Origin of the sequence: Gimesia aquarii (assembly GCF_007748175.1) — a bacterium.
Taxonomy (GTDB): Bacteria; Planctomycetota; Planctomycetia; order Planctomycetales; family Planctomycetaceae; genus Gimesia; species Gimesia aquarii_A.
In genome coordinates, this window is sequence record NZ_CP037422.1 from 6,300,199 (window position 1) to 6,321,292 (window position 21,094).

The 21,094-nt window shown below is 45.8% G+C and carries 12 protein-coding genes; 8 read left to right on the forward strand and 4 right to left on the reverse strand.

The window, feature by feature from the left end; all coding sequences use genetic code 11:
* Window positions 1-50: 50 nt before the first annotated feature.
* Entirely contained in the window at window positions 51-1,523 is a 1,473-nt protein-coding gene (locus V202x_RS23840) for a hypothetical protein (RefSeq protein ID WP_145179311.1), read from the reverse strand.
* 192 nt (window positions 1,524-1,715) lie between these two features.
* Between V202x_RS23840 and V202x_RS23845 the strand changes: the two genes are divergently transcribed.
* The 4 genes from V202x_RS23845 (at window position 1,716) to V202x_RS23860 (ending at window position 8,326) form a co-directional block, all read left to right on the forward strand.
* The gene (locus V202x_RS23845) at window positions 1,716-2,882 is read left to right on the forward strand and encodes a GntR family transcriptional regulator (RefSeq protein WP_145179312.1); all 1,167 of its coding nucleotides are present in this window, start codon (window positions 1,716-1,718) and stop codon (window positions 2,880-2,882) included.
* 57 nt (window positions 2,883-2,939) lie between these two features.
* The gene (locus V202x_RS23850; protein ID WP_145179313.1) at window positions 2,940-4,619 is read left to right on the forward strand and encodes a M14 family zinc carboxypeptidase; all 1,680 of its coding nucleotides are present in this window, start codon (window positions 2,940-2,942) and stop codon (window positions 4,617-4,619) included.
* A gap of 55 nt (window positions 4,620-4,674) precedes the next feature.
* A complete protein-coding gene (locus tag V202x_RS23855) occupies window positions 4,675-5,679 on the forward strand; it encodes a sialidase family protein (RefSeq protein WP_145179314.1) in 1,005 nt (334 codons plus the stop codon).
* 181 nt (window positions 5,680-5,860) lie between these two features.
* Complete coding sequence (locus tag V202x_RS23860; RefSeq protein ID WP_145179315.1) at window positions 5,861-8,326, forward strand: glycoside hydrolase family 10 protein; 2,466 nt, start codon at window positions 5,861-5,863, stop codon at window positions 8,324-8,326.
* Between the two features lie 35 nt (window positions 8,327-8,361).
* Here V202x_RS23860 and V202x_RS23865 read toward each other — a convergent pair whose 3' ends face one another.
* Window positions 8,362-9,753, reverse strand: coding sequence for an RtcB family protein (locus V202x_RS23865; RefSeq protein ID WP_145179316.1), 1,392 nt, complete (start codon window positions 9,751-9,753; stop codon window positions 8,362-8,364).
* Window positions 9,754-10,418: 665 nt separating this feature from the next.
* Between V202x_RS23865 and V202x_RS23870 the strand changes: the two genes are divergently transcribed.
* The gene (locus V202x_RS23870) at window positions 10,419-13,628 is read left to right on the forward strand and encodes a DUF1553 domain-containing protein (protein ID WP_145179317.1); all 3,210 of its coding nucleotides are present in this window, start codon (window positions 10,419-10,421) and stop codon (window positions 13,626-13,628) included.
* Between the two features lie 88 nt (window positions 13,629-13,716).
* Complete coding sequence (locus V202x_RS23875; protein WP_145179318.1) at window positions 13,717-15,192, forward strand: DUF1501 domain-containing protein; 1,476 nt, start codon at window positions 13,717-13,719, stop codon at window positions 15,190-15,192.
* Between the two features lie 87 nt (window positions 15,193-15,279).
* On the opposite strand, the gene V202x_RS23880 is transcribed toward V202x_RS23875, so the two are convergent.
* On the reverse strand, window positions 15,280-16,077 hold the full coding sequence (locus V202x_RS23880; protein ID WP_197993072.1) for a sialate O-acetylesterase: 798 nt from the start codon (window positions 16,075-16,077) through the stop codon (window positions 15,280-15,282).
* 119 nt (window positions 16,078-16,196) lie between these two features.
* Between V202x_RS23880 and V202x_RS23885 the strand changes: the two genes are divergently transcribed.
* Together V202x_RS23885 and V202x_RS23890 are read left to right on the forward strand one after the other, a co-directional pair.
* Complete coding sequence (locus V202x_RS23885; protein WP_145179319.1) at window positions 16,197-17,114, forward strand: alpha/beta hydrolase; 918 nt, start codon at window positions 16,197-16,199, stop codon at window positions 17,112-17,114.
* A 63-nt stretch (window positions 17,115-17,177) separates the two neighbouring features.
* Window positions 17,178-20,153, forward strand: a complete 2,976-nt coding sequence (locus tag V202x_RS23890) for a PVC-type heme-binding CxxCH protein (RefSeq protein ID WP_145179320.1) — start codon at window positions 17,178-17,180, stop codon at window positions 20,151-20,153.
* 17 nt (window positions 20,154-20,170) lie between these two features.
* On the opposite strand, the gene V202x_RS23895 is transcribed toward V202x_RS23890, so the two are convergent.
* Entirely contained in the window at window positions 20,171-20,941 is a 771-nt protein-coding gene (locus V202x_RS23895) for an SDR family NAD(P)-dependent oxidoreductase (protein WP_197993073.1), read from the reverse strand.
* Window positions 20,942-21,094 lie beyond the last annotated feature (153 nt).

A 21,094-nucleotide genomic window follows, 5' to 3' on the forward strand; every position in this document is an offset into this window, starting at 1 on the left:
TCTGGGTAAACTTTGTCTTCCCGGAGAATAAAGTCTGAAATCATCTTCTGTCAGTCTGTAAACTGTAGCGAATACAAGTCGGCATCTTTCATGACAAATCGTAGTTGAACCGGTTTTCCACTGAGCGCCTTCAAATCATCGCCTCCCTTCCAGGTGACGATCCGATTGACTTCGTTTCCAATTTGTTCACGAGAATCAGCTAATGTAAAGCCGGGAATGGGTTTTCCGTTTGCATCCTGAATTTCGACTTTGATACCCCCCGCTGCGGAAGTGGAAAAGTTGATCGCTAGCTTAGATCCGTCAAAAATCAATGGTTTCGTTACGAGTTCCCCCCCTTTATAGTCGGCTCGTACGGAAGCAAACCCATCCAGTCTCAAAGAATAACGTCGCAAATGCGCGGTCGGCTGTGCATAATCCTGGTTAACATAAATTGACATTTCGCTGGGACCAGTCTGAACCACATTCAAAGCAGGATAGTTCGTTCTTGAAACCCAATTTTGAGCACCGATACCACCCGTGATAAATCCGCTCAAGAATGTTCGTTGATAAGTATTATCTCCGCGAGTCGTCATCAAAATCGCATCCGAAGTATCTTTAAAGTACTTCGGATGAACTCCTACTTCTTTCGCTTGCGCGTCCGTTAATACCTGACGCCCTGGCATAAACCGCGCTGCGACGGCCAGATAGATGTGAGGTGCTCGAAAATAGGGATGGGTCTGATTTGTATAAAGATGCTCAATGGGTGCTTTTTCATTGCGATGGGTATATTCCATTAAAACAGGTTTAGACCAGTGAATAAAATCATCACTTTCAACTCTTGCAATGCGACGTATTCCATCTTTAAAGACACGAAAATAGCTCAGATACTTCTTCTCCACAGGGGACCAGAATGCTACATTCTGTGAATCGAACATGTAGGGAAAAGGAACCATTTTTTTGGTAATCACAGCGCCTGCTGGATGTTGTTTCCAATGAATTCCATCTGCCGAAGTAAAGGCAACCAGACCACTCGACATTGTTCCGCCGAGCGCCTTATACCGTTCTGCTTTAGGAACACCGGGACGTGTATCAAGAAAAGGCGAGAAGTTATGCGTCATCGGCGCCGCGTCAGCGAGAATAATGTTGTTCTTTTTGTGGCCCTGTTTTTCAAACAGCGCAAATTCTGGCTTCGTCCAGTGCTTACCATCTTTTGATTCGGCATAACAATACACTTCACCCACATCACCATCAGCTCCGGCAGTCGGTCTACCCCGGTAATAAGCTCGATAAATGTCACCATCTTTTATGATTGTGCAATATCCGCAAAACAAACCTTCCCAAGGGTTATCAAACTTTAACACCACACCTTCATCCACAGGATGATGCAATCGTAATTCAGCTCCCTTCATTTTATCGATCAGATAATCATCGACGAACAACTCGCGCTGACTTCCAATTTCAAGCGGCTTTGGTTCCCCCGCATAACTCTCTGGTAATGTCAGAATTCCCAGTAAAACGATCAGTATCATCATCTGTTGCTTCATTTGATTCCCCTATTATGAATTTAAGACATCTTGTATCTATTCAATGCAGTTCCAAACTGATTTTACAATATTAACTGAAAAAACCAGTTAATATTGATGATTGACAGCACATGAACAAGTTGTATCATATTTAAATACAAGTAACGCTCCTGGGACTAAATTTCAACCCTATTTCATTAAAATCTATACTCCATGACAACACGTGCTCCTGAACCAGAACAGACAGACTCCATTATTCCCGCAATCCAGTCCGGCAAACAGCGCCCGAAATATAAGCAATTAGTCGAACAATTGATCCAGAAGGTAACTCAAGGCGATGTTCGCCCAGGCGAAGCACTCCCTTCCGAACACCAATTGTGTGAAACCTATCAACTGGCGCGCACAACAGTTCGAAACGCGATGCAACTTCTAGAACAACAGGGTTGGATCACACGGATTCATGGGAAAGGTTCGTTTGTAAGCACGAAACCTCCGCTCCCGATTTCAAAGACCCTTGATATTTTTGCGTTCGTGCTCCCGGAAACTCGCACAGGATTTTATCCGTCACTCCAAAGGAGTTTTGAGCAAGCAGCAGCATTAACACAAAATCAGGTTCTTGTCTGTTGTACCGAAAATAAAGTCGATGCACAGGGAAATACCATTTTGCAACTGATCGACAAACACGTTGCCGGTGTCGCCTTAGTCCCCGCGACAGTACTCGCAACACCCGCTTATCAAATTCGCCAACTGCAACAGCATGGGATTCCTGTTGTCTTCTGCCATCGCGAAGTGAAAGGAGTTCAGGCCCCCCTGCTCTCAATCCCCTTTCGAGAAGTCGGACTTTTAGCAGGACAAACTCTACTCAAACATGGCCACGAGTCAGTAGCTCTCTTTTCTCCTCATCGTGCCACAGCCGCTATTGAATACGAAGCCGGGCTACGTGAAGCGCTGAGTTCACGAGGCGCCAGCTGTCCTGAACCGTACATTTTTCATGGTCCCAGTTCCCAGCTACACCCTACAGATTACGAACAGGACTTGCTGACGACATTGGAAGCAATGTTCAAACAACCAGATCCTCCCACAGCAATCTTTGCTACGTTTGATTCGTTGGCAGAATTAATCTATCTACTACTAGGTAAAATGGGTTTGCGAGTTCCCGATGATGTCTCGCTGATTGGCTTTGGCGGCACTGTTCGTCATGGTGCCATACAAAGCAGACTGTCCTCCATTACAGTCGACGAAGTCGCCATTGGCCAGAAAGCAGCCGAACTGCTTACATTAATGAAAGAGGGAACACTACCCATTGATTCTGCAGAAGTCTATTCGATGCCTATCAATACGAGCGAAGGACAAACACTGGGCCCCGCCCCTCAGAAGTAGAGGTAAATCAAATAAATAATTTTACCTGAACTCCTTATCAACATCAGGATACTCAACATGACTCCGAGACACTCAACTCTCCCTGTTTTCTCATATAGTAGGCAATTTCTCCTATTGCCGTTGGTTCTCTTAGTATCAATGGTGTTTTCCAATTCTACCCTTGCCGAAGAAAATGAAGCACTCAAACAAAAGCTGGCGAACCTCCCTCACCCCTGGCAGGAAAAACTGCATCGACTGACACTCAAAGAATACACTGAGACACTGAAATACTGGGAAGAAACCTACCCCAAATGGGTACAAGTTGATCGCATTGGTGTCACACGGGAAGGAATTCCACTTTCACTTCTCAAAATCACAGATCAAAAAACGGAAGACAAACACAAACAGGTCTGTCTCATGACGGCCTTGCATGGTGGACCGGAACGCAGCGGGACAACTGCGGTGATGCACTATATCGAATGGCTACTGAGTAATGCCCCGGCTGCTCAGGAAACACGTAAAAAACAATTATTACTCATCATTCCGATTATCAATCCTTATGCGTATTTTGAAACAGATCGTTTTGGCAACTCTCAAAAAATTGATCCCTACACGGGAGGCGGAACCAACAATTGGGATCTCAAAACATTCCAGTTCAAACACCCTGAAAAATCTCCTGAAATTATGGCGGTCCTTTCTGTCATTGATGAATTTAAACCTGAAGTTCATGTAGACGTGCATGGCACAGGATTGCAGGAATACAGCCCCGATCAATTGGGCTCCCGCGAACGGTATCGCGGTCAAACCATGTTTGAAGTGACTGGTTCCGCGTATTCTAATTTCACACTTCGCCCCTGGGATTGGCGTATCACAGAAGCCATCAACAAGGCGGGTATGAAAGCCGGCTATGGCTATGATCGCTTCGAAGCGGATGCACAAAGATTATTCTGGGGAAATCAGCTCACAGCGATGTCAAAAAAGCTGTGGCTGGGGCGTCCCATATTTTACACTGCTCATTACGGATATGCCCGGTATCACACTATGATTATGGCATTTGAAGTAGGTTGGGAAAGTAGTGGGTTGGAGCGGTTAAAAGGCTTGATGAATATCGGTAATTCCAACTGGAATGGCGCTTATTTTCCCGGCTATCCGGTGAATCGAATGCAATCTTACATCGGGCATTTCGTCAGTGCCTGGGGTAAGACACCACAAGCACGCAGGCAAAGCCGCGTCGAACTCTGGCAAAAGCAACCGCGCCTCTCACAGGCAGTTCTCTATCCTCAAACTGCGGGAAGGGATACCTACATCATTGCAACCTCAGCAAAAAGTAGTGAGTTGCTGTCACCAGACATCAAACAATTCCTGGAAAACATTAAGCCGATCCCAACGATCAATCACAGCGTCCTCCAAGCCATTGTCGATGATGGACCGGAAATCAAAATCGCAGTCAGCAAAGGTCAATCGGCTAAAGAGGAAACTCCCATTGAACATGGTATTGCGTTTCAATTACGCATTCCTTATCAAAATCCAGACTTAGTCGATATTCGAGTGAACGGTCACGTATTGCAAAAGAGTGCGACTGATGGCTACGTCACCTGGTATGGGGACGGATTTACTCACGTACAAATCAATGTGCCTCCGAAAAAATCAAAAACCAATGACCTCTATATCATTACCTGTTTGTATCACCCTCAGGAAAAAAGGTCGTACGGTTGGAAACCGCCACAGGCAGTAATGGATCGACTAGAGAAAAAATAACGGATTCAAATGCTATTCAATCTGATTTAACGTCAATAACATTAAGGAACCCACCATGAAAAAAGCCGCATCACTCATCGCAGTTTTGACTCTGATACTACACTCATCATCTCTATTGGAAGCTTCGAAGCCGGTTCAACTGAAACTGGAAAGCGTCGAAAAAATCTGGGACCAAGACCCGCATAACGCTTTCACAGGACTTACCCGTTTTAAAGACCAATGGTTTTGTGTTTTCCGTACGGGAAAAGCCCATGTTTCTGCAGATGGTGCATTACAAGTACTCTGTTCAAAAGACGGCAAAAACTGGAAACCGGTCGCTCGCATCACCTCTGATACAGCCGACTTACGAGATGCTAAAATTAGCGTCACTCCCCAAGGACAACTCATGTTAAGCGGTGCCGCCGCCTTGCATCAACCTGCTTCCATGAGACACCAATCGATGACCTGGTTTTCAGATGACGGAACACATTGGTCAAAGGGATACAAAATCGGCGATCCCAACATGTGGCTCTGGGGTATGAAGTGGAATGATGGCAATGTTTACTCGATTGGATATCACACTGGAAAAAAAGGTCCGAAATTCACGCGTCTCTATAAAAGCAGTGACGGAAAAAAATACGAAACGGTCGTCGATACATTAATCGATAAGGGGTACTCCAACGAAAGTTCTCTTGTCTTTACCAAAGATAAAACCTGTTATTGTCTGCTCCGACGAGACGGAAGTGGGAAAGGAGCCACGGGACTGCTGGGCATCTCAAAGCCACCTTATACAGATTGGCAATGGAAAGACCTGGGAGTGAAAATTGGTGGCCCGGAACTGTTTCAACTGCCCGATGGTCGTTTTCTGGCAACAGTGCGTCTTTATTCCCCTAAAGCACATACATCGATTTGCCAAATTGATGTTGAAAAAGGCACACTCACAGAACTGCTCGAATTACCCAGTGGTGGCGATACCAGTTATGCCAATATGGTTCTACATGATGGTTTACTCAATGTCAGCTACTATTCCAGCCATGAAGGTAAGACGTCTATTTACTTTGCTAAACTCAGCTACAAATAAACTCAATTCACTGTCGTCTGGTCATTTTACAGGGATCTGCGAATTATGAATTCGCTGATCCCTTTTTTTCTCCCCATTAATATTCGTTATTTTAGAAAGACTTGCCTGTGACTCGCTGAGGAGATAAAACTAACAGTCCGATTTCAAATATAGTGATCTCTGTTCGATTGTCAGGTATACGATGCTGCATCAACTCTCCTATCTCCTTTTACTGACCGCTGGATTTTCAACAGACACTGATAACGTTCTGGATCAATTTGACTTTAAATCCTCATCAGAAGCCCGTGAAAAATGGAAAGAGCTCAAAGGAACGCTTCCGCTCGCGATGCAGAAAGTAGATGACCGGAACGTATTACTGCTCACAGCTCCGTTTTCGTCAAACCGTGAAATTCCACGGGCAGGCATTGATAAACGTGTGAAGCTTGATCTGACCTCCCCTGGTGTATTTACACTCGACGTCAAACCAGAATCGCCTAACAGCAATCACAAAGTCAGCCTCTATTTCAAAAGCGGAACAGGCTGGTATTCTGCGGCAGCACAAGTGAAAGGACAGAGATGGCAAACACTACGCTTTTCAAAAAATGACTTTCGCAAAGAAGACAATCCTTCAGGTTGGGATAAAGTCGAAACAATTCGTCTTGTTGTCTGGAGAGACTCGATTACAGAGCCAGATACCCGATTTCAAATACGTAACCTCAAAGCCACTACAAATCAGATTGTAATCCTCGTCCCAGACTTGAAATTGCAAAATAAAGAGAAGAACACATTTGTCGCCGCAGATCGAATCGAAAAATTCCTTCAAACTTCGGGAATTCAGTGTGACCGCATGAGCGAACCGGAACTGACGTCTCATGCACTAGACAAGCGGTCTGTCGTGATTCTTCCCTTTAACCCGAATGTCTCCACAAAATCCTGTCGAATATTGAATCAATTCATGGTACGGGGAGGAAAAGTTTTTCTTAATTTTAACATCCCCCCTGCCCTGGAAAAGAACCTGGGAATTAAAAAAGGAACCTACTTCAAACCTGATCGTCCCGGCGGACTGGCAGCGATTCACCTCAAAGACTCAAAAATCCAGGGGTTGCCAGCAGAAGTCAAGCAAGCTTCCTGGAATCTGATCACCGCAATTCCCACAGGACATGGAGCTCGTATCGTCAGCGAGTGGGTTGACGAAACAGGAAAGAATACAGGAAAGCCAGCACTCATTGTCAGTAACCGTGGCGCTTACTTCAGTCATCTCATTCTGGGTGATGATCCTGTTAAAAAGCAGGCACTTCTCACAGCCATCATGGGACACTTTCATCCCCAACTCTGGCATTCCATTGCCGAAGCAACAATTGAACAAGCAGGACACGTTGGTCCTTTCGATAATTTTACTGACTTGAGACAGCATATCGTCTCTACAGTAACACCTCTAAAAAGCCGAGAGCTCGCCGCTCGTGATCTTGATCAGACAACCGTGAGTTTGAATCAGGCTAAGCGCCTGCTGAAGCAGAACCAGGCATTCAAATCGATTCCGTTTGCGCGCGTTTGTCGTGAAAAACGAGTCAAAATCTATCTACTCACCAGATCCAGTCCGCAACGGGAAGCACGTGCGTTCTGGGACCATTCGCCAACAGGTCCCTATCCAGGTGATTGGAATCGTACCTGCAAAGAACTTTCCGACGCGGGCTTTAATATGATCATTCCCAATATGCTCTGGGGAGGTTTGGCTCATTATCCCAGCGACGTGTTGCCGCGCAGCCAAACTTATGAAAAGTATGGAGATCAGATCGAGCAGTGTCTGAAAGCGGCTCGTAAACACGGTTTGGAAGTCCATGTCTGGAAGGTAAATCACAATCTATCCACAGCGCCCCCATCATTCCTCAAAAAAATGCGTGAGGCAGGTCGTACACAAGTCAGTGTGAAAGGAGAACCATCGGACTGGCTAAACCCGGCACACCCGGAAAACTTTCAGCTCGAAGTTGATAGTATGCTCGAAGTTGTCAAAAAATACCCCGTCGATGGTATTCATTTCGACTACATTCGCTACCCTAATAATCGGCATTGTTACAGCAATTATAGCCGTCAGAAATTTGAAGCCGACACTGGTATCAAAGTTCAAAATTGGCCCAATGACTGTTATGACGGCAAACTGAAGAGCAAGTACCGTGATTGGCGCGCGGCTCAGATCACACGTCTGGTTGAAACCGTCCAACATGAGGCACGCAAACTGCGTCCCGGAATCAAGATTTCCGCAGCGGTCTTCCGAGAATACCCAGATTGTCGTGATTGGGTGGCCCAGGACTGGCCACTCTGGGCAAAACGTGGCTATCTCGATTTCATCTGCCCGATGGATTACACCGACAACGATACCCAGTTTAGAATCTGGATCGAAGACCAGCAAAAACATCTCGCCGGAAGAATTCCCATCTACCCGGGCATAGGCGCCCTCTCGACGCGCACTACCTTAAGCAGTGATCGCGTTCTGGGACAGGTCGGAGTCACTCGTCAGCTCAAAACGGGAGGCTTTACTATCTTCAGCCTGAATCCGCAAACGCTTTCGAGCATTGTTCCCGACTTCAAATTGAGTGCAGGCAAAGTCAAAGCCACTCCCACACATCAGCTTCGAAAACAGGCCATCAAAAACAGGCAGATCAGAAAATAGATCCCAATCTGCCTGCTCTCATTTCTCAAAACGAGTCAATCTTCAGCTCGGCTTCCATCACCGCACATTTTCACAATCTTTGGATTGAAACGTGCGACAATCTCCACCAGATCCTGTTGTTCTGCCATGATTTCCATGATGTTTTTATAAACACCGGGAACTTCATCGGCTCCCGCAGAAATCACAGTGATTCCTCGTTTTTCCAGATCATTTTTAACGGCATTCCAGCGATACTTCTCTTTTCCTTTTCGACGAGACATACAACGCCCCGCACCATGTGATGCAGAATTCAGGCTCGCTGCATTTCCTTTTCCACGAACCACAAACGCTGGATCAGCCATAGAACCGGGAATCACACCCAGCTCACCAGCCGCCGCTGGGGTTGCCCCCTTACGGTGCACGTAAACTTCCTTTCCGCCATGCTCTTCTTTCCACGCAAAGTTATGATGATTCTCCACTCCGGAAATCACTTTACTTCCCAGAAGCTCGGACACATTTTCATGAATCACAGTATGGTTAGCAGCCGCATAGTCACCCATTAAGTTCATTGCAGCCCAGTATTCCTGTCCTGCTTCAGAATCCATTTCCAACCAGGCCAGACGTCCCAGCTTATGATGTCGTTTATGCAAACGTGATTGCGCAATCGAAGAATAAGTACTGCACACAGCAGCTCCTGCTCCACGACTACCGCTATGGCTCAACAGTGCCACATATTCACCGGCGGTCAAACCAAGTTCTTCATCGTCTTCCGTAAAGGTAACAACACCAAATTCAACAAAATGGTTACCAGACCCAGATGATCCCAATTGCTTCCATGCTTTATCTTTTTTCTCACGAGTCACTTTAGAGACTGTCCAGTCTGCATCCATCACAGCATGATGTTGTCGTTTTTCATGAGCAGCGCCTACACCAAATGCTGTTCCTCGATTGATGGCATCAATAAACTGATGCCGTTTCTTGTCAAGAGAATCGACAGAAATATCCAATACTGATAATTTCATACGACAAGCAATATCCACACCAACAGCGTAAGGAATCACAGCGTCTTCCAGCGCCAGAACGCCACCAATTGGCAAACCATAGCCGTGATGCGCATCAGGCATTAATGCAGCACCACGTGCAGAAGGAACATGACATGCCAAGTCCATTTGTGACAACGCACCATCATCGATTCCGTCTTTACCCCAAACTTGGTAATCGATAGGTTCGAAAACTTCTTCTCGATTATCGTCTACTAATTCGAAAGCCAGTTGCGCAAAGGCAGAGTCTTCCAAAAAATCTTCTGGACGATCTACTACGCTTTGAACGCGTTCCTTCAATTCTTTACCACGAATTTTATTATCCGCTACTGCTTGTTGAATCGCCGTCATAGCAGTTTTCAAGCAATATTGTGGAACGCCGATTTTCAGCAATTGTCGAGAGTTCATCTCTCTTCTCCATTTTTTACCTAGTAAGGTCGACTTCTTTGCCAAACCTATTTGTATCTTATCACGATTTGTTCTCACTAGACACATTGCAAGTGGTTGGGTTCCCTCAACTTTTAAAGTCAATCGAAATAATATGAACCTTTTTTCTGGAACAATAACATTTCATCTCTTGATTCATTCTCATCTGATTGGAAACCGACATGAGTTATGACCAACAAAATCTTTCTCAACATCGTAGATCTGATATGAGCTTGTCTTCAAGAAATGTCAATCATCACAGAATTTTGCAAGAGATCTATTTCGATGCCCAAAACACGCTTTAGCCCTGTATCGCTAAAAATTGTCTCGTTTTTAGTCTCGATCGAAACATTGAATTCACAATATGATACGTCAAATTCTAATTATCGACGTCTTGCAAAGGCTTTTAGTGGTGATTAGAATGGCTAAATGAACCTGAATTCGAGAATTTCAGCTTTGCTCCTCTATTCTCGAATACACTGCCATCCCGCCTGCTGAGCCATGTGGATCAGCTACCACCGCTGCAAACTGATACGGATTGTCGGTCGGACGGGCATCACCAGAGATTCATTGACAAGTTGATCGAAATTTCCACCTACGGGTGGCTTAATTATCCACTTGAAAATAACTTCCAGAAGGTGACTGTCATGCTTCTTGTGTGTTTGAGCAAGCGATTACTCCCTGCTCTTTTACTATCATTCCTCTGCGCTTCACTGAATCAAGTGTACGCGCAGAATCCAGATAAATTCGATCCTGCGAAAATCCGCTCGATCCTGTCGGAAAATTGTTTTCAATGTCATGGCCCGGACGCCAAAAAACGTGCAGCCGACCTGCGATTCGATACCAAAGAGGGCGCCTTTGCAGACCTGGATGGTCATAAAGCCATCGTCCCGGGAAATGTCAAACAAAGTGAACTCATCACACGCGTCACAACAACCGATGCCGATCTCAAAATGCCACCCGAAGAGAGTGGGAAAAAACTGACAAAGGAAGAAATTGCTCTGTTGACTCGTTGGATTCAGGAAGGAGCACTCTGGCAAGATCACTGGTCTTATGTGACTCCCAAGAAGCCAGCGACTCCTGTTGTAAAACAACCTGCCTGGGTCCGAACTCCTATCGACCAATTTATTCTGGCACGCATCGAAAAAGCAGGTCTGAAGCCTTCTGCAGAAGCAGATCGACGCACACTCATTCGACGTGTCACTTTTGACCTGACCGGCTTACCACCGAAACCACAAGATGTAGAAGCATTCGTGAATGATAAGTCTCCTAATGCGTATGAAAAAGTGATAGATCGTCTGTTGGAATCTCCTCATTATGGGGAACACATGGCGCGTTACTGGCTGGATATTGCTCGCTATGGTGACACACACGGTTTGCACCTTGATAACTATCGCGAAATGTGGCCTTACCGGGACTGGGTCATTAAAGCCTTTAATTTAAATCTTCCCTATGACCAATTTGTGATTGAACAGTTGGCCGGTGATCTGCTACCCAACGCTACAATGGATCAACAAATCGCAACCGGTTTTAATCGCTGCCATGTCACAACTAACGAAGGTGGTTCAATCGCCGAAGAAGTCTATGTTCGTAATGTGATTGATCGTGTTGAAACCACAGGGCAAGCTTTCATGGGTCTCACCCTGGGATGTGCTGTGTGCCATGACCATAAATTTGATCCCTTCACCAAAACCGAATTTTACCAGATGTTTGCGTTCTTCAATAATCTGGATGGTCCTGCCATGGATGGGAATATTAAGGATTCCCCTCCTTCATTGCGAGTCCCCAATGCGCAGCAGTCAAAGCAACTGAAAGCTTTTAAAGATCAGATTGCTGCAATCAGTAAAAAGGGACAGAGTAGAATCAAAGTCAATGAACCTGCTTTCCAGGCCTGGTTGAACTGGAAACAGCAGATTCAGCAAACGGGAAGTAATCCGGACCTTTCCATCCCTCAACCAGATGGTTTACTGGCAGCGTATTCTCTTGATGAAAAAGAAGGGGCAAATGCTGCTAATCAAATCAACGAGAAAAATAAGGCGACTGTCAAAGGCAAGCCACACTGGGTTGCTGGCAAATTTGGCAATGGGTTTCAGTTTGCCCCGGGAAGCTATCTGGACTTGGGAAAAACAGGGCAATTTAACAAAGCGATCCCCTTCAGTTTTGCCATCTGGGTCAAAACCAATGGCAGAACATCAGGCCCGATTGTTTCAAGCCTCAACAAAAATTCACGAGAACGTGGCTATGATCTACAAATCACGAATCGTAGCCTCAGTGTCAGATTAATTGATCGTTGGCCCGGTTATGCGATTCAAGTACAAACGAAAAATAACGAAATCACTCCAAACCAATGGCATCATGTTTGTGTAACTTACGATGGTTCTGCTAAAGCACACGGGGTCTCCCTCTATATTGACGGAAAATCATCCGAGCTAACCATTTCCTCTGATTCGTTTAAAAATACAACACCACTCAACTCTGCAACACTGCTGCTGGGGCATTCCAGTGCCAACAAGCATTTGACGAATGGCTTTGTCGATGATTTTAAAATTTACAACCACGAGCTTTCCGAGACGGAAGTCAATCAAGTTTTCTTTGACAAGCAAATTGCCCCTGTCCTGCAATTGGCTGCTGAGAAACGCTCACCTCAGCAAACAGAATTGTTGAGACAATACTATTTAAATCAGTTCGATTCGGAATATCGCAAACTGCTGGCAAAGAAAATTCAAGTCAAAGCACAGGAACAACGCCTCGTTCAGTCACTGCCAACGACTCTCGTATTTCGTGAACGAAAAGAGATTCGGGAAGCATTTAATTTGAAACGTGGGCAGTACGACCAGAAGGGTGACAAAGTCTCAAGAAAAACACCTGCTCAATTTCCAGCGATGGCAGCAGAATGGCCTGTAAATCGTTTAGGTCTTGCCAAGTGGCTTGTCGCACCCAATCACCCCTTAACTTCGCGTGTTGCTGTGAACCGATTCTGGCAGCAACTATTTGGGATTGGGATCGTAGAAACCAGCGAAGACTTTGGTAACCAGGGAGCCGCTCCCAGTCATCCTGAATTACTGGATTGGCTCGCTGTGGATTTCCAGACACACCACTGGGATGTCAAACGTTTTATGAAACAGATTTTGATGTCGGCCACGTATCGACAGAATTCAAAAGTGACTCCTGCACTTCATAAAATCGATCCGAAAAACCGTCTCCTCGCAAGAGGTCCCCGTTTCCGACTGGATGCAGAAATGCTGCGTGATCAAGCTCTGGCAGTCAGTGGCCTCATGGTTCCTAAAATCGGTGGTTCCAGCGTCAAACCCCCTCAACCTGATGGGCTCTGGCATGCAGTCGGTTACTCCGGTTCGAATACAGTTCGCTTCAAACAAGACAAAGGTCCCGAAAAAGTGTTTCGTCGTAGCCTGTATACTTTCTGGAAACGGACTTCACCACCACCGGGGATGTCTACTTTTGACGCTCCCAGCCGCGAAGCATGTACTATGCGCCGGGAACGCACCAATACCCCACTACAGGCATTGCTACTCTTGAACGATCCACAGTATCTGGAAGCAGCTCGTACGCTCGGCCAACGCATGATGAAAGAAGGAGGCAAATCTCCTGAAGAACGCATCCGCTTTGCTTACAGACTGGCTACAGCCAAAGAAATCACTCCGGAAGACCTGATACTCACTTTAAATACGTTTAAGGATATGCTGGCACATTATCAAGCGGCTCCTAAAGCGGCAACAGAACTGATTGCAATCGGAGAATCTAAGGCAGACGCGACTTTAAATCCTCAGGAATTGGCAGCATGGACGATGATTGCAAATCTCATCCTCAATTTAGATGAAGTGCTCACTAAAAGTTAATTTGATTCTAGTTCAATACTTTGATTCAGTAATCATGAATTCAAATTCACTCATATTACAGTACAAATAAAAATTTTAAGGTAATGTCATGAACCCGATCCAGGATCATATCTCACAAATCACACGACGCCACTTTTTTAAAACTGGTGGATTAGGTTTGGGTGCAGCTGCATTGGCTTCTCTTGAAGCAGGTCAGCAACAAACCCTTGCAGCAACCCCTGAAATGAAAGTAACGGGAGGTCTACCAGGAGTCCCGCACTTTGCACCTAAAGCCAAACGCGCCATCTATCTGTTTATGGCTGGCTCACCTTCTCAGATTGATACACTCGACTACAAACCGGGGTTGGAGAAGCTGTTTGATAAAGATTTACCAGAATCCGTTCGGAATGGTCAGCGACTCACTACGATGACTTCAGGTCAGTCTCGTTTTCCTCTAGCTCCCTCCAAATTTAAATTTAAAAAGTATGACAACGGTTCAGAAGGTGCCTGGGTTAGTGAGCTTCTGCCACATACAGCCGGAATTGTCAAAGACATCTCGATTGTCAGATCACTCTGGACCGAAGCGATCAACCACGACCCGGCAATTACTTACATCTGCACGGGTAATCAACTTCCCGGTCGCGCCAGTCTTGGTTCCTGGCTCAGTTATGGTCTGGGTTCCATGAACGAGAATCTGCCTTCCTTTGTTGTATTGACCTCAACCTGGTCCGGGCGGCAACAAGCACAGGCACTTTACAATCGCCTGTGGGGGAGCGGTTTTTTAGCCAGTAAATATTCTGGCGTCTCGCTTCGATCAAAGGGGGATCCGGTTTTGTTTCTTTCAAATCCTCCCGGAATTACCTCAAAATTGCGAAGACGTATGCTGGATACTTTGGCTGAAATGAATCAGAACGAATTCAACGCCATCGGCGATCCGGAAATTCAAACACGCATCTCACAATACGAGATGGCCTTCCGTATGCAAACTTCGGTTCCTGAGTTGACAGACATTTCGAAAGAAACCAAAGCCACACTCGAAATGTATGGCCCTGACGTCCAGAAGCCTGGGACATTCGCCTATCATTGTCTCTTAGCCCGTCGGATGGCAGAACGCGGAGTGCGTTTCTCTCAAATCTTCCACCGTGGCTGGGACCAGCATGCCAACATTGCGGGTGACTTACCCAAGCAATGTAAAGATATTGACCAACCGGCTGCTGCACTAGTCAAAGATCTGAAACAACGCGGCTTGTTAGATGATACTCTGGTTATCTGGGGTGGTGAATTTGGCCGAACTGCTTACTGTCAGGGAAAACTAACCAAGGAAAACTACGGACGAGACCACCATCCACGCTGCTTTAGTGTCTGGATGGCCGGTGGTGGAATTAAAAAAGGAGTGGTTCACGGGTCCACAGATGATTTCAGTTATAATATCACAGAAAACCCTGTCCATATTCATGAATTCAATGCGACTATCTTACAATGCCTGGGAATTGATCATCGTAAACTCACTTATAAATTCCAGGGGCTTGATCAACGCCTGACAGGCGTTGAAGACCATCATCCTGTGAAAGAGATATTGGTCTGATTTAAACTCATCAATCAAAAATATAACGGAGAGCCGACGACTCATGTTGGCTCTCCGTTACTTATTGGAAGTGATTCTGATCAGGATTTATTTGGTCTTTGCAGCTTTCTGCAATTTGAGCATCTGCTGCGCATAGCGTTTCCCAAACTCCCGCTCACTTTTTGCGTTGAAATGAACCTGATCACTTTTTGCGGCCAGTCCTTTCGATGAAGCAACGGCAGTCGCTGGAACCGATTTCGAGATTTTGTGCATCGCATCATTCACGGTACTCACGCCAGGCCGTTCTAAAAACTCACCTAACTCACCCATCACAAATGGCAAATCCGGTTCATTCAAATCGGCACGTAGATCGACAATCATGCCGGAAAGTCGTTTTTGATAAGTATTGTAAAGATCGGGGTTCTTACACTCGGCCTCCCCCTGGTGCCAAATCGCCCCCTTGACAACACCTCGGTCCTGGTTTTTCTTTGCCCATTCCACAGCGCGTTCATAAAGATCTTTTCCCTTGACCCAACGGCTAAGCGGGGTTCCCCCAAATGCAGCAGGAATCAATCCAATCGTGACATCGGGATCTGCATCTGCCATCATTGGTCCAAATCCCGATCCGGGACCCACACCCGCTATTTTCGGTTTATCAAAATGCAATGGGTCAGTCGCAGGAACCCATTTGCCTTGTTCATCCAGTTTTAAGACTCGTGGATGCGGTTTATTTTCTGCTGCAGTCACCTTCCCACGTCCCGCCATATTCGACTGCCCGATTAACAGATAGATGTGAAACTTTTCTTTAGCAGGCAACTTCACTGTTTTATCCTCAGCCTGTAATGGATTCAAAAAAACAAACATCCCCAAAAATAAGATCACACTCAAAACTGATTTAATTTTCATTTTTTGTTATTCCAATAGGAAAAGAGAGACCATTTCATTTAAGTTTAATTTACTATAGAGGGAACTTTGATTCGAAATCAAGTATCTATTCTAAGGTATATTCAAGGAATTTCAGCAGTATGAATTCAAAACTTCAGCACGCAATCTTCAGCGTTTCTCTATTTTTCGTCACGTGTCTAGTTGGACTCTCTTCAACACCATCACTCAATGCAGCGGACAAAAAACCTCCAAAGTCGAAACCTGGCTGGAAACCATTAAAGGGTGCCGATTACAAAGTCTATAAAACAACAGAACAAGGTGACCTGCATCTTAATATTTTCAAACCCAAAGATTGGAAACAGGGAGATTCCCGCCCGGTAATTGTATTCTTCTTCGGTGGTGGCTGGACTGGTGGCAATCCGAGTCAATTCGAGCCACATTGTCAATATCTGGCAGCAAGAGGCATGGTTGCTTGCGCTGCGGAATACCGCATTAAATCCAAGCACAAGACAACCCCCTTTGAGTGTGTGGCAGATGGAAAATCTGCTGTCCGCTGGATTCGTCAACACGCGAAAGATCTGGGCATTGACCCGAATCGCATCGTTTCCGGCGGAGGTTCTGCAGGAGGTCATGTTGCCGCCTGTACGGGAACTGTAGTTGGGTTTGAAGAACCAGAGGAAAACCAACAAATTTCATCGGTCCCCAATGCAATGGCTTTGTTCAATCCCGTTGTGGACACCACAGAAACAGGCTGGAAAGGTGGGCCTAAACAACTTGGTAAACGTTGCAAAGAAATTTCCCCCATCCATTTTGTTCGCAACAATCTACCTCCAACGATCATTTTTCACGGGACGGCTGATAAAGCGGTTCCGATTGAGAATGTTGAACGATTTACCAAGCAGATGAAAGCAAAACAAAACCGTTGCGAACTTGCTGCCTACAAAGATCAGGGGCATGGATTTTTCAATCTGAGCAGAAGCAAAGAGAATTACAATTCGACTGTTGAAAAATTGGACACATTCCTGATGTCTCTCGGATATCTCAGTACCAAAAAATAAATAACTTCACTCCTTAATCTACCAATAATTTGTCTTCATCCAGTTTTAGAAGGAATAGAGAAGATGCCCGGTCTATTATCCCGGAAAGCTTTTTCCCACCCCTGTATCACAAGCTCTATCCTGCTGATTTACATATCGCTTTTCCTCACTCCTCTTTCAAAAGCAGAAGAGATCAAAACTCCTCGTTCTCTGGATAATCGCTTGACGGTTGAACTGTTCGCATCAGAGCCCGATATTGTCACAGTCACTGGGCTGACAGTGGATCAGCAAAATCGTGTCTATGTGGTGGAAAGCCATACACACTTTCGACCTGAAAATTATGAAGGCCCTGAAACAGACCGCATTCGACTGCTGGAAGACACTACTGGTGATGGCAAAGCTGATCGAATTCAGACATTCTATGCAGGTTCCACAGAAACCATGAATGTCGGCGCGCATCCTGATGGCTGGCTTTATGTCGCCACCCGCAGCTCGATCTTTCGTCTGCGAGACAAAGACGATGATGGTAAAGCAGATGTCAGGCAGAATCTGGTTCAACTCGAAACCAAAGCCACTTATCCCCACAATGGATTCTCTGGTTTTGCCTTTGATTTTTTTAACAACCTCTATTTCAGTATGGGAGAAAACGAAGGTGTCGATGCGGAACTCATCGGCGATTTTGGAAATGTCTATTTCACACTCGGTCAAAACTACGGAGATGATGCTACCCTGATCGGCAAAGGAAATAAGCGGCTGTCTGCACTACGAGGTGAAGGCGGCATTTTTCGTTGTCGAACGGATGGCAGTCGACTTGAACGTGTTGCCACGGGATTCTGGAATCCCTTCCATCTCTGTTTTGATGTCTATGGTCGGATGTTTGTTGGCGATAACGATCCTGGTAATCGCCCCCCCTGCCGTTTATTAACCATCGTAGAAGGCGGCGATTATGGTTACCGTCGTCGCACCCTCGAACCCTTCATCGCCATCAATGCAGAAACGCCGGGCACGCTCCCTATGACTTCTTCTACGGGGGAATCTCCGACAGGTTTGATTTCATATGAATCAGACCATCTCCCCGAAGACTACCGAGGAAGTTTACTCGTAGCCAGCTGGGGAGAACACCGCATAGATCGTTATGACTTTATTCCTGAAGGTACAAATTTCAAAACAACAACACAACCTGTCATCGCGGGAGAAGAACATTTTCGCCCCGCGGGAATTGCCGTTGGTCCTGATGGGAGTCTGTATGTAGGTGATTGGGCCGATCGATCCTATCCTTTACATGGGAAAGGTCGTGTATGGCGAATTCGTGCATTGAACCCTCTCCAGCGCTCTCAAACGGAATCAATCTCATCAAAAGACAGGCAGAAGCGAGAGGCAGCCGCACGTAAATTACTCGCTCAAGGCAAAAAGGGAATTTCCAGGCTAAAAACGGCTCTTAAAAATTCTGACTCACGAACCAAAGCAGTTGCGTTAAACGCGCTCATCAGTGCAGAAAAAATGACGCCTGAATTCGCTGCGTCCATTATGAAAGACAAACACGTGGGTCTCCGCGAACAAGCCGTTACCAGGTTGCCCTCTCATCTTGTGGATTTTCAAAAAATCGTAATCGAAGACACTTCTCCAGCCGTTCAAGCAGCCGCATTGAGACGGATTGAAGAAAAATCGGCTCTACCGATTCTTGTGGAACGTCTGAAAAGCACTGACTTATTCATGCAGCAAGCAGCACGACAAGGACTGCGGCAAACGTTCTCTGACAAAGAGTTGTCTCAACTGTTTTTGCACAAAACCCCCGAGGTACGACTTGCGGTCATTCTGTTGTTAAAAGAAAGTGCATCACCTCCTGATACCTCATTATTAAAGCAAGCTTTGAATGACGAAAATCCGCAAGTCCGTTTTGTCACCGTAGAGTGGATTGGCCGTGATGAACTCAAAGAGTTCCGTGAGACACTCATCAAAGATCTCGCTAAAAAAGCGACGACGCCAGAATTGCTCAAAGCCTATCTGGCTTCGATTTCACAACTGGAAGGAGTCATGAAAGAGTGGACGCGGGGCACAACTGGTGACTGGTGGGTTAAGAAATCCAAGTCTCAGGAATACGCGGCTCAGTTACTTGATCTCCCTGAGACCTCACCTGAAGTAATACAACAAATCTTGCTCTTTCTGCCTGCGTCTCATCCTGCATTGAACGAGAAAAAACTGAACCAACTTTTGAAGTCCGATTATTCTGGTGTTCAAACAGAGGCCGTTCGAACTTTACGAGAAACTAAAACAGACTCGGCTCGAAAAAAACTCCTGGAACTTGCTCTCAACTCAAACCTGGACGCAAATTTACGGTCAGAGGCAGTGATCGGCCTGAATTCTTCAAATCCCGAAAACGTCGCTCCCCTTTTGAAATTAGCAAATTCCCAAAGTGATTCCGTCAGCAAAGAAGCACTGCGAACATTAACGGGCGCGATTCTGAGTGAGGAAGAACAGAACAGGCTCAGAAGAATGGCGACAAAAAACCGAGAGAAATTTTCACTGATCGAGAGAGTATTAAAACGGAAATCAAAGCAGCAGAAACCGGCAAAAGATCAGTTAGAGAAATGGATGCAAGTATTGTCTGGCCCCGCCGATTCTCAAGCTGGCCAGCGTCTCTTTTTTCACCCTAAGGGTCCGGGCTGTTTCCGTTGCCACCAGATTGACGGTCGAGGCCAGCAGATCGGACCTGGCTTAATTCGCATGCAGGGGCGTATTGCCTTGAATCGTGAACGTTTAGTGGAAGCGATCATTAACCCCAGTAAAGATATCGATCCTGGTTTTCTACCTCTGACAATTGTCACTATCGATGGACAAACTGCTTCCGGGATCTATCACAAACATAACAATAAAGAACGCTCTATTTATGACTCGAACGGAAAGATTCGTTCATTCAAAATCAACGATATTGAAGAAATGGTTCCTTCAAAAACGTCGATCATGCCTAACGGGCTGGTGGATCAAATGACTCTCCAGGAATTTCGTGATCTTATCGCCTACCTGCTGCCAGAAGCTCAGCAAAATCCGTCTTCCGATTGATCATAGCGAATGCAAATCTATCGAACAGCTCCACCATTCACGTTAATCACTTGTCCCGTAATATAAGCCGCTTCATGACTGCAAAGAAAGCGTGCCATCTTGGCAATGTCGTCAGGCTTTCCCCACCGTTTCATGGGTGTTTCCTGTTTAACCCGTTCGTGCCAGACTTCGCTCGCGTTTTCTCCCCAGGCAGTCAGGATCCAACCCGGGGCGATACAATTGACACGAACGTCCGGAGCTAAGGAAACCGCCAACGAACGACTGAAACCCATGATGGCATTTTTGCTCGTGGCAAATAATTCTCCACTATCTCCTTCCATCCCCCGGTCAGATTGATCCCAGCCAATATTTAGAATACAACCTGCTCCCTGTTGCTGCATCCGTTGTCCCACTTCATGGGATAAGAGCACAGTACCCCGCACATCGACATCAAATAGCTTTTCCAGTTTCCGACCATAATCCAGTTTTGCTTCGTCTCCCGTTAATAAATCGGCACCAGCATTATTAATCCAAATGTCCAAGTTCCCCCATTCCTGAAATGCCTGATCGATGAAAGCGGCGTCGTTTTCCTGATTCGCTAGATCTGCTGAAATGGCTACCGACTTCCTACCACGCTCCTGAATTTGTTGCACGACCTGTTGTGCTTCCTCAGAAGATTTTCGATAGTGAATCAATACATCGGCCCCGGCATCAGCAAGTTCGAGCGCGATCGCCTTACCAATACCTGTGGAAGAACCAGTGACCATTGCTTTCATTCCTGAAAGATTACAGAAGGAAGATACTGACACAATGTAACTCCAATATTTAATGACACTTAAGTTGATATCGAATATGTTTTTTTCTGAATAATTAGCTAAACTGGATAAATTTTAGTTGACGATTGGGCAGCGGACTACCATAATTGCCATCGAAATGAGGGAGCGATCTTTAGTTTTAATTTA